This window comes from Streptomyces sp. NPDC057271 (genome assembly GCF_042668715.1).
In the GTDB taxonomy this organism is placed as follows: Bacteria; Actinomycetota; Actinomycetes; order Streptomycetales; family Streptomycetaceae; genus Streptomyces.
This window is the reverse complement of record NZ_JBHUYJ010000083.1, coordinates 26,687-34,697: the sequence shown is the minus strand read 5'-3', so window position 1 is coordinate 34,697 and position 8,011 is coordinate 26,687. Positions and strand designations below refer to the sequence as shown.

Genomic DNA, 8,011 nt, shown 5'->3' with positions numbered 1-8,011 from the left:
GCGTACGACCAGGGCGACGGCACCATGCGGATCTACCGCTGGACGTCCACGGGCAGCGCTTTCAAGCGCGCGAGCGACTACGACTCCGGCAGCTTCCATCTCTCCAACGTCGGCAACCGCATGGCGGCGGGTGACACCAACGCCGACGGCAAGGACGATGTCGTCATGGGGTACCAGTACAACGACGGTACGTGGGGTCTCTACACGTTCCTGAACGGCAACGACTACGACGGTGTCTGGTACACCGGCGGCGCATTCGACCTCGGCAGGGCCGGCGGACGGCTGGTCCTCGGTGACTGGAACGGTGACGGCAAGGCCGAGCCGGCCGTGGCGTACGACCAGGGCGACGGCACCATGCGGATCTACCGCTGGACGTCCACGGGCAGCGCTTTCAAGCGCGCGAGCGACTACGACTCCGGCAGCTTCTCGCTCTCGAACGTCGGCGACCGGATGGCGGCGGGTGACACCAACGGTGACGGTAAGGACGACGTCGTCATGGGGTACCAGTACAACGACGGTACGTGGGGTCTCTACACGTTCCTGAACGGCAACGACTACGACGGTGTCTGGTACACCGGCGGCTCCTACAACCTCGGCAACGTCGGCGGACGCCTGGTCCTCGGCGACTGGTAGGACGCCTGCCGACCAGGGCCGGCCGCCACCGAGCGGCCCGGCCCTGGTCGTGCCTGGTCTCTCCATGAGGATCTGACGTACGGCGCCCGTCGCCCCCCCTCGTCGAGGTCGCGGTGCCGGCCCCGGCGGGTGAGAAGTCCACCGACCTCACCCCGGATGAGTTCCGCGGGGGCCTGGCCCCACCGCCACGGAGACGCATCACCTGACCATCGGTCAACTATGCGAGTGGACAAGATCCATTCGAATGGACAACGATGGGTGCCTATTCGAATGTCAGTGCGACTACTGTCATTACCGGGGGACGGGGGCGGGACTCAACGGGTCCGTCCTCCCTTCCCTCGCGCACGGAGTTGTCCGAGGCCCTCGTACAAGCGGCCAGTTGATCTGGAGTCCTGCCGCGGCCTTGAAAGGGAAACCCTGGTGAGTCACCCGACGGATCCGTACGCGTCGAGCGAGAGGCCGCAGCAACTCCCGCCCCAGCCGCCACCCCAGCAAGGGGGATACGGTCCGCTGCCGCACCTGCCGCCGCCCCACATGCCGCAGCAGCCCGCAGGGCAGGGGCAGTCACATCAGGGCTTCCCTTCCCAGCCCCAGACCCAGCCTGGATACCCTCCGCAACAGCCACCTCAGTACGGGCAGTACGGGCACCATGGGGCGTACGGGCAGCACGGGGCATACGCGCCGTACACCGAGGGGTTCGCTCCGCAACCCGGGTTCGCGCCGCAACAGCCGCACCACCAGGGCGGATACGCCGCTCAGGCACCCCCGCCGCAGCCGCAGTTCCAACCCCAGCCCCAACAGGCACCCCAGCCGCACCCCCACGTGCCGGCCACCGCCCCCGGTTACCCGCCTGCTCACGCGCCTGTGTCGCCGCCCCCGACACCGGCGTACACGAGCGGTCATGACATCTGCGCGGACGTCCACCAGGTCCGCCGGCGGGCCGACGCGACGGCCTTGACGACCCTGCTGCTGATGCTGCCGAACTTCGTCGGCAGCGCCTTGGTCGTGTTGCTGCTGTCCGCGTTGATGCCTGCCGGGGTCGACATCGCCCTCATCGTCGTCTGGCTGGCTTCCGGTGCGGTCGTCTTCCTCCGTCCCGCCGAGCGGCTGTTCGCGAAGACGCTCCTACGGTGGCGCGAACCGACCGGAGCGGAGCTCGCAGCGCTCCGCCCGCTGTGGGACGACGTCATGCACAGGGCGAACATCGCCAAGCCGTCGTACGAACTGTGGATCGAGGACAGGGACGAGATCAACGCTGCTGCCGCGGCCGGTCACATGGTGGGTGTGACCCGGTGGTCGCTGACCTGTCTTGAGCCGGACCAGCTCGCGGCGGTCCTTGCGCACGAGTTCGGCCACCATCGCGGTGGGCACGCCTGGGCCGGTCTGCTCGGCCAGTGGTACGGCCCCGGGCAGGTTCGCGATGTTCCTGGCTCGGTGGGTGCTGATGGTGGTCCTGATCGCTGCCCAGTTCGTCCCCATCCTCGGCTGTCTGGTCGGTCTCGTGTTCGTGGCCGCGGTGATCGGTATCACCGTTGCGTTTCCGCCGGTGCTGGTGGTGCTCGTGACGCCCTACCTGCTCGCGTGGGCCGGACGCGCGGCCGAACTGCGCGCCGACCGAACGGCCGCTGAACTCGGCTATGGCCCGCAGCTGCACGCCGTGCTGAGCGGCTGGCAGGAACAGGGTGCAGATTCCGCCCGAGCGGACGACAAGCTTCTCGCCCGCCTCATGGCGACGCACCCCCCGATGCACCAGCGCATCCGCGAACTGGAGAAGTTCGCCGCGGCAGCCGGCTGAGCAACGTGCCCTACCAGGAGTCCATGTCATGACCGTCCAACCCGACGAAACACGTGTGGATGCGGATCCGCTGGTCCGGCTGTTCGACCCGGGACAGCGAATCGGCTGGGTCTACCGTGACGCGGAAGCCCACCGCCACGCGTTCACCCAGCCCGCGCCCGTCCCTCTCGACGTACCCGAGATGCTGCTGAACAGGGCACGGGCTGCTCGCCTCGACACCGCGGATCGCAAGGGAACCGCGCTGAAGGTCGGCGGCGGTCTCACCGCCTTCTTCCTGGTTGTCTCGATCTTCGCCGACACGATCGGACTGGTGCTCGCGGCCTTCGCCGCCGTGGGCGCCGTTCTTGTCCACACCCTCTCCGGCGGCGCGGCGACCACGGCCGACCAGAAGGTCGAACAGGTCCGCCACGAGCTTGCCCAGCGGTACCAGCACGAGTCCGCCGCATGGACCCATGCCAAGGCCCATTTCGAGTACACCGAGGACCAGCGCATTCGCGGACTGGATCTCTGGGGCCCCTGGCGATCGAGGGGGGAAACCCGCGACTCGACGTGTTCGGCGGATCCCGGCGCAGCCGGGAAGGCTTCCTCACCGTCTTCGGAGCGTCGACGCTGCGCGAGCGCCCGCTGATCGTCCTGGACCTCACACAGGCCCAGATCTGCCGGGAGCTGTCGGTCCTGACGGCGCAGATGGGCGCCCCCGTCGACGTACAGCTACTGCCGAGCCGGCAGACGGAGAGCAGCATCCTCGACGGCCTGCGGCCGGACGAACTCGTCGACGCGCTCGGCGAGGCCGTCTACGGGGACACGGCGGAGGCCACGCGTGCGAGCCGCAGCATGGACAGCCGGATCCTCAACCGGCTCTGTGACGCCCTCGGCGAGGGCGTCACTCCGGCGAGGATCGCCGCCGGCCTGCGGGCACTGCTCGGCGATCTCGACGACAGCGGCTCGCTGACCCGTGCGGAACGCAACCGCATCGCCGACGACCTGCTCACGGACAAGAACAAGGACCAGATACGCGAGAACCCGCTGAGGCTGGAGTCGTTCGTCCAGCCGCTGGCGCAGCTCGGCAGCGAGCGCGCGGGTCGCGGCCCGGCTACCTCACGTGCCTGAGCCTCGACCGTACGACGGGCAGCGCCAGCATCGAACTCCTCACCGACCTCGCCATCCTCAGCGTGGCGCGTCGCCTCTCCACGCTCGACGAGCAGGCACCGGCCGTCGTGGTGGCCCTCGGGGAGCATGAGGTGCAGCGGCGCCATCTGGAACAGCTCGCGAGGGTCTGCGAGTGGCGCGGCGCGCAGCTGACCGTCATGCACGCGCATCTGCGGGAGACCGCACGCGACATGATCGGTGGCGGCGCCGTGGCGTTCATGCGGCTCGGGAACCACCAGGAAGCCGGTGTGGCAGCCGACTTCCTCGGTCGGGACCACCGCTTCATCCTGCACTCCCTCACCGACACCCGCGGTGAGAGCGTCAACAGCTCGGTGTCCGTCACAAAGGGGACCTCCACCTCCACCGCCGTGACGGAGGGCTTCTCCCGTTCGTGGGGTTCCAACTGGGGAACAAGCTCCTCCAGCTCCTACAGCGGCGGGCCCGGATTCCCGAGCAGTACGACCAGCGGGTCCAGCGAGGGCGGCAGCTACACGGAGTCGGACAACCGGAGCACGACCAGGACGTTCGGTACCAACGAGTCGACCTCACGCACCGAAGGCACGACCGTCAGCACGAGCGACGGGACGACGACCCAGCGGGTGTACGAATACGTTCTGGAACCGACGCAGTTGCAGGCGCTCGCGGAATTCAGCCTCGTCTTCGTGGAGCGCGGCCCGGACGGATCCGTCAGCACGCGGACTGCCGTGTGCAACCCGAACATCGTGAAGCTCGAACGGTTCAGCAATCAGCCCTTGGCCGCTCTGCCACTGCCGCCGAACGCCGCAGTGTCGCCGCAGCAGCCGACGGATGGTCCGGATCGGCCGACCCCTGCCCTGCCACCCGAGGTGCCCGCGTACCCGGTGCACGAGCCACAGCCGACCGCGAACGATTCGTATGGTGCGAACGGTCCGTACGGTGCGTACGGCGTCCAGCCGGGCGCACAGCCTCAACCTCCGGCCTGGCCATGGCCGCAAGGGACCGCTCCGCAGCCTCCGGGCTCCTGGCCACCCCAGGCACCGCGGCGTTAGAGGCCGCACGGCTGCACCTCGTGCACCCGGCTGCGAACACCAGGAGGCCTGATACGGCCTCGAGGTCGAATCATGGGGGAACTGTGCCGGCCAGGCAGAACGAGCACCGACTGCGCCTGATGGGGGCGTCTTCCGGCTCGGGTGGACGATCGTGATGTGGACAGGGGCCGGCTCCGGGACGGAGACCGGAACGGGGACCGCTCCGGAGTATGCGGCAGCACACCCGATCCTGGACATGCCGACCTATCGGTTGACCGAGATGCCACGCCCGAGGCCGGACTCCTCCCGGCCCGTAGACCAGGACGACCATCTGCGCGCCCAGCGACTCGCCGCCCTCGTCTCCGCGTGTCACGCCACCACCCCGACGAGGCCGGGGGCGGCCGTCCCGCCCCCGGGGCCTGTCCTGCTCAGCTGGTCCCGTCCGTCGGCCGCACGTTCGGTCGATGTCCACCTCGGCGGCTCGTCCCTCGTCGGAAGCGACGACGCCGCCGATCCCGAGACGGTGTTGCTCAGGCTCCCGGCCGGTGCGCGTGCCCGTCGTACGCCGCCCGGGGCGTTTGCCGAGGCCATGGCGCGCTTCCCGTACTGGACCGCCGTCGCCGGAGTCGCCGACGGTCTGCTGGTCGAGGACGAACCCCGGGGACGGGGAACGTCCCCGGTCCGCCCCACCCTCGAGGACAGCCTTCTCGGCGTGTGGCAGGAGTCGTTCGCCTGGCTGGTCGTCGCCGACCCGGTGGCTCCGGAGGAACTCGACGAGATGATCGGTGACACCGCCGATCGTCAGCGCAGAGCGCAGTCCAAGGCGGAGAGCTCCCCCGAATACGGCCTGGAGCGTGCTCGTCTGGAGCACCGGCACAAGGAGTTGACCAGGGCGGAGGCCACCGGCCTCTGGCGGGCGCGTATCCTGGCCGGCGCCGCGACCGCAGCGGACGCGCAACGGGTCGCGGCTCTGCTCTGCGCGTCGACGGACCTTGAAGGGCCGCCGTACGCTCTCAGGCCGACGGGGCGGGGAGGCGACCTGGCGACCCTGCTCGGTGCGTCCATGCCGGAGCCCGTGGGCCATCCCTTCCACGCGAGTTCGGAGCTGATGGCTGCCGTTGCCCGCCCTCCTTCCCAGGAGATTCCCGGCGTACGTTTCGCACTCCGCCCCGAGTTCGACGTCACCCCGGAGAACTCGGTCCTGCGCACGCCCCCGGCCACCGCCCCGATCCGGCTGGGCGCGATCCTGGACCGGAACCGGAGCCCCGTGGGCGATGGACCTGCCCCGCTCCACGCTCAACCGGCACACGTTCGTCTGCGGGGCGACAGGCGGTGGCAAGTCCCAGACGGTCCGTGGCCTGCTCGAAGCCGCCACGCGTGAGCGACTGCCGTGGCTGGTCGTCGAACCGGCCAAGGCGGAGTACCGGTTCATGTCCGCACGGCTGGGGGACACGGACGAGGTCATCGTCATCAGGCCCGAGGACCGCGAAGCGCTCCCCGCCGGCCTGAACCCCCTGGAACCGTCGCGCTACCCGGGCGGTGAGCACTTCCCCCTGCAGACGCACCTGGACATGGTCCGCGCGCTCTTCCTCGCCTCCTTCGACCCGCAGGAACCGTTCCCGCAGGTGCTGAGTGCGGCGCTGACCCGGTGCTACGAGGACCTGGGCTGGGACCTCACCCTGGGTGAACCGCGCGTCCCGGGGACCGAGCCGCGCTACCCGACGCTCGAGGACCTGGAACACACGGCCCTTCAGGTCGTGTCGGAGATCGGGTACGGCAAGGAGATCACCGACAACGTCCAGGGCTTCATCAAGATCCGGCTCGCCGGCCTCCGGCTCGGGACCACAGGACGGTTCCTGGAGGGCGGCCACCCCCTCGACTTCGCCGAACTCCTCAAGCGCAACGTCGTCTTCGAGATCGAGGATGTCGGCGACGACGAGGACAAGGCGTCCCTGATGGGCACGATCCTGATCCGGCTCGTCGAGTACCTGCGGATGGAACAGCGCACGACGCGACGGCTCTCCTTCCCCCTGCGTCACCTGACGGTCTTCGAGGAAGCCCACAGGCTGCTGCGGCGCTCCGAGGAGGGCGGGGCGAGTTCGCATGCGTGGAGATGTTCGCCGGCCTGCTCGCCGAGATCCGGGCCTACGGCGAGGGGTTGGTGATCGCCGACCAGATCCCCAGCAAGCTCGTGCCCGACGTCATCAAGAACACCGCCGCCAAGGTCGTCCACCGTCTTCCGGCACAGGACGACCGCGAGGCCGTCGGCGCCACCATGAACATCACCGAGGCGCAGTCGGAGTACCTGGTCACGCTCAAGCCGGGTGAGGCGGCCGTGTTCACCGACGGCATGGACTATCCGATCCTGGTCCGCATGCAGGACGGTACGGCCCGCGAGGAGGCCGCGGCCATCCGCCCGGCCTCCCCGGCACCGATGAGCGCGCCGCGGAGCCGCGCGTGCGGTCCGGACTGCGCCGCGGCCCCGTGCACGCTTCGGCAGCTGCGCACCGCGCAACGCCTGAACGAGCAGGACGAGCTGCGGATCACGCTCTGGGCCGAGATGACCGTGGCATCCCATCTGCTGGGCTGGACCACTCCGCTTCCTGGAGAGGCCATGCGGCGTTCCCTCGCCGCCTACTGGTCCACGGACCGGCGCATGGTGGAGTGCGCGATCGGCCAGGCTGTGGACCGCGCGGTCCACAGCCGTGCAGGTGCCCCGGCCTCGCCCGCCGGGCTGGCCGAGCACGTGGCGTGGGTGATGCGGGCTCAGCTCGACGGACACGACCCCTGCCAGGTCGGCGAGCCGCGGTGGAAGGCTCGGAAGGGGACGAAGACGCGGCAGTACTACCACGGGCGGTACTCCCCGTCGGTGCTGGAGAAGGTGGTGGGCTGCGCGGACCCGTCGGAGGACTGGGCCAGGCGATTCGCCCGCACGCTGGCGTGTTTCGACCGCAGACCTCGCAAGCCGGTGCTGCCGCAACAGTCCACGGGGGAGACACGGTGAGCGAGCTCGACACAGTCGAGACCAATGGGGCGGATACTCCCTCGTCCTCCGAACTGCCGTACATCCCGGAGCCCGTCGGGGAGCCGGAGGAGCCGCAGGACGTGACGGAAGCGGACGCCGACGACCATTCCTGCGACTCCGCGCCGGACGACTTCGCGGAGCCGGTGGAGCCTGAAGACCCCGACGCGACGGCGGAACGAGCGAACGCCGACGCCGACAGTGAGGACGCCGGCGACGCCGGGGACACCGTCGAGGCCAGGAAGCAGGCAGCGCGGGCCGAAGGGCTGATAGACGAAGCCGGGCGTGTGCCGGTCGAGGAACTCGAGTCGTGAGGGCCCGGTCGGGCGTGAACGGCTTGGGATCCTCGGCGCGAGGTCCAGGGGCTTCCGGCCGCGTGTCTGACCGGTGGCACCCGCCCCGAGG

General features: G+C 69.7%; 10 protein-coding genes and 1 pseudogene. 9 read left to right on the top strand and 2 right to left on the bottom strand.

Annotation, left to right across the window (positions count from 1 at the left end; translation table 11 throughout):
• The coding region (locus ACFUJR_RS29270) for an FG-GAP-like repeat-containing protein (RefSeq protein ID WP_383450895.1) at nucleotides 1–633 on the top strand (633 nt) is incomplete at its 5' end.
• An 899-nt stretch (nucleotides 634–1,532) separates the two neighbouring features.
• Here ACFUJR_RS29270 and ACFUJR_RS29265 read toward each other — a convergent pair.
• A complete protein-coding gene (locus ACFUJR_RS29265; RefSeq protein WP_383171426.1) occupies nucleotides 1,533–1,679 on the bottom strand; it encodes a hypothetical protein in 147 nt (48 codons plus the stop codon).
• On the opposite strand from ACFUJR_RS29265, the pseudogene ACFUJR_RS29260 reads away from it, so the two are divergent.
• Nucleotides 1,660–1,953, top strand: a pseudogene (locus ACFUJR_RS29260) (peptidase); the annotation flags it as partial. The gene ACFUJR_RS29265 and the pseudogene ACFUJR_RS29260 sit on opposite strands and share 20 nt — an antisense overlap.
• Nucleotides 1,954–2,077: 124 nt before the next feature.
• Complete coding sequence (locus tag ACFUJR_RS29255) at nucleotides 2,078–2,428, top strand: M48 family metalloprotease (protein ID WP_383171421.1); 351 nt, start codon at nucleotides 2,078–2,080, stop codon at nucleotides 2,426–2,428.
• Between the two features lie 10 nt (nucleotides 2,429–2,438).
• Here the strand turns inward: ACFUJR_RS29255 and ACFUJR_RS29250 are convergent, their stop codons facing one another.
• On the bottom strand, nucleotides 2,439–2,861 hold the full coding sequence (locus ACFUJR_RS29250; RefSeq protein ID WP_383171418.1) for a hypothetical protein: 423 nt from the start codon (nucleotides 2,859–2,861) through the stop codon (nucleotides 2,439–2,441).
• 116 nt (nucleotides 2,862–2,977) lie between these two features.
• Here ACFUJR_RS29250 and ACFUJR_RS29245 point away from each other — a divergent pair, with 116 nt between their 5' ends.
• From ACFUJR_RS29245 to ACFUJR_RS29220, 6 genes are all read left to right on the top strand, one after another.
• Nucleotides 2,978–3,538 carry a hypothetical protein gene (locus ACFUJR_RS29245; protein ID WP_383171415.1) on the top strand — a complete coding sequence of 187 codons (561 nt, stop codon included), beginning with the start codon at nucleotides 2,978–2,980 and terminating at the stop codon, nucleotides 3,536–3,538.
• Nucleotides 3,539–3,600: 62 nt separating this feature from the next.
• A complete protein-coding gene (locus ACFUJR_RS29240) occupies nucleotides 3,601–4,605 on the top strand; it encodes a hypothetical protein (RefSeq protein WP_383171412.1) in 1,005 nt (334 codons plus the stop codon).
• A gap of 235 nt (nucleotides 4,606–4,840) precedes the next feature.
• On the top strand, nucleotides 4,841–5,965 hold the full coding sequence (locus ACFUJR_RS29235) for a hypothetical protein (RefSeq protein ID WP_383171409.1): 1,125 nt from the start codon (nucleotides 4,841–4,843) through the stop codon (nucleotides 5,963–5,965).
• Nucleotides 5,859–6,749, top strand: coding sequence for an ATP-binding protein (locus tag ACFUJR_RS29230; protein ID WP_383171406.1), 891 nt, complete (start codon nucleotides 5,859–5,861; stop codon nucleotides 6,747–6,749). Before ACFUJR_RS29235 ends, ACFUJR_RS29230 begins: the two co-directional genes overlap by 107 nt.
• Complete coding sequence (locus ACFUJR_RS29225; RefSeq protein ID WP_383171403.1) at nucleotides 6,692–7,588, top strand: hypothetical protein; 897 nt, start codon at nucleotides 6,692–6,694, stop codon at nucleotides 7,586–7,588. The genes ACFUJR_RS29230 and ACFUJR_RS29225 overlap by 58 nt, the downstream gene beginning before the upstream one ends.
• Nucleotides 7,585–7,920 carry a hypothetical protein gene (locus tag ACFUJR_RS29220; RefSeq protein WP_383171400.1) on the top strand — a complete coding sequence of 112 codons (336 nt, stop codon included), beginning with the start codon at nucleotides 7,585–7,587 and terminating at the stop codon, nucleotides 7,918–7,920. Before ACFUJR_RS29225 ends, ACFUJR_RS29220 begins: the two co-directional genes overlap by 4 nt.
• Nucleotides 7,921–8,011: the final 91 nt, after the last annotated feature.

What these genes read in the sequence shown, in the direction of transcription:
- ACFUJR_RS29265 (WP_383171426.1), bottom strand. Translation starts at nt 1,679, where the DNA reads ATGTCGACCCCGGCAGGCATCAACGCGGACAGCAGCAACACGACCAAG.
- ACFUJR_RS29255 (WP_383171421.1), top strand. Translation starts at nt 2,078, where the DNA reads ATGGTGGTCCTGATCGCTGCCCAGTTCGTCCCCATCCTCGGCTGTCTG.
- ACFUJR_RS29235 (WP_383171409.1), top strand. Translation starts at nt 4,841, where the DNA reads ATGCCGACCTATCGGTTGACCGAGATGCCACGCCCGAGGCCGGACTCC.
- ACFUJR_RS29230 (WP_383171406.1), top strand. Translation starts at nt 5,859, where the DNA reads ATGGACCTGCCCCGCTCCACGCTCAACCGGCACACGTTCGTCTGCGGG.